The organism is Veillonellaceae bacterium, assembly GCA_012523975.1.
Lineage (GTDB): Bacteria > Bacillota > Negativicutes > JAAYSF01 > JAAYSF01 > JAAYSF01.
Window position 1 is genome coordinate 1 of the sequence record JAAYSF010000074.1, and the last position, 1,791, is coordinate 1,791.

Sequence of the window (1,791 nt, forward strand, 5' to 3'; positions counted from 1 at the left end):
ACAAGGCCGATGGCCATAACGTACCACATATGAACAGCCAGCGTTTCACCGGCAGCTGTTATATCAAAGTCCGGTAATTGCCGGGATACTGTTGTTCCTGCTGTGAAAATCAGGATTGCTGTTTCACCAAGCGCGCGTCCGGCAGTCAGCGTTATACCGGTCACAATGCCGGGCAGAGCGTTGGGCAGCACGACCCGATAAATAGTCTGCCATTTAGTTGCCCCAAGCGCCAGGCTGGCCTCACGATAGTGAGCCGGTACGGTACGAATCGATTCCTCGGTCACGCGCACTAACAATGGCAGGTTCAGCAGTGTCAGCGTCAACGCCCCGCCAATAATGCTAAAGCCCAGACCCAGCTTGTTTACAAAGATGATCATACCAAACAAACCAAGTACGATTGACGGAACGGTAGCCAAACTCTCAGTGCTCAGCCTGATTAGGTCGGTCAGTCGATTATTACCGGCGTATTCGGCGAGGTATATTCCTGCTCCAACCGCAACTGGAATCGAAAAGAACAGCGACAGAAACAAGATATAAAACGAGTTGAATAACTGCGGTCCCACCCCGCCGCCGGCCCTGATATCACTTGGCATCCCTGTGATAAAATCCCATGTTAACACTGGCAGACCCTTATACAGCATATATATCAGGAAGGCCGCCAGAATGCCCAGAATAACCAAACCGGCCAGCCACATAATTCCTGTTGCAATTCTATCCTGAGTTTTAGATGATATAAGCCGGCTGCATTTAAACCGGTCTTGCTGATAATTCCTAATGACTAATTTCTCGCTTGTCTGGACTGACATTAGACTAACCTCCTTTGACCAATTCGACGAATTGCCAAAATCATGAGCAGCGAAATCATTAACAGTACTAAGGCCATCAAAAACAGTGAGTCGCCCCACGCTGACCCAAAGGGCGTATTACCCATTTCTACAACTATTTCACTTGGCAAGGTCGAAGTAGGCATGAACAAGGATTTGGCCAGCATCGGCGTATTACCGATGACCATCTGAACTGCCATTGTCTCACCTACCGCCCGGGCCATCGCCAGAATAATCGAGGTTAATATACCCGGCAGCGCAGCCGGCAGCAGAACCTTCCAAATAGTTTGCCAACGGGTAGCGCCTAGAGCCAGTGATGCCTCTTCAAGCGGCCGCGGCACAGAACGGAGCGCATCTTCTGAGATGCTGATAATTGTCGGCAAAATCATTATGGCTAAAATTAAAGCAGCCGCTAAGAGACCAAACCCGGAACTGACATTAAATTGGGTGCGGATAAATGGCACTAAGATAGTCAGTCCGACAAAACCATAAACTACCGACGGAATGGCAACATAGAGATCTGTAGCCGGACGCATAAAATTTCTCAGCCAAGGCGGCGCAATCTTGGCCATAAATACAGCCCCCGCCAAGCCAAGCGGTGCCCCCATCACGATGGCCAGCAAAGTTACATACAGCGAACCGACAATAAAGCTGGCGGCCCCATACTGACCCTCCATTGGATCCCACTTGCTGGAAAAGAAAAACTCGCCCATGCTTACCTCGGTAAAAGTTTGCAGGCCTTGCTGACCAACAAAGACAATTATTGAAAAGATTATTATCGTCATTAAAAATGCGCTGGCAATAAATAAATGGCGCACATAGCGGTCATAAACAAGTTTCATTTGATGGTGCTTTACTGCTGCGTCCATTTCAATCACTTCCTTGTTTGTGTTTTATAATCTTTTTTAATTATAGCTATTTGTCCAAAGCCGTTTGTTAATGGATTGTTAAGGTTTTGTTAAATTTA

At 47.7% G+C, this 1,791-nt stretch carries 2 protein-coding genes; both read right to left on the reverse strand.

Going from position 1 to position 1,791, the window contains the following annotated elements:
* The coding region (gene pstA / locus GX348_10505) for a phosphate ABC transporter permease PstA (GenBank protein ID NLP42600.1) at positions 1-734 on the reverse strand (734 nt) is incomplete at its 3' end.
* A 71-nt stretch (positions 735-805) separates the two neighbouring features.
* The gene (pstC, locus tag GX348_10510) at positions 806-1,693 is read right to left on the reverse strand and encodes a phosphate ABC transporter permease subunit PstC (GenBank protein NLP42601.1); all 888 of its coding nucleotides are present in this window, start codon (positions 1,691-1,693) and stop codon (positions 806-808) included.
* Positions 1,694-1,791: the final 98 nt, after the last annotated feature.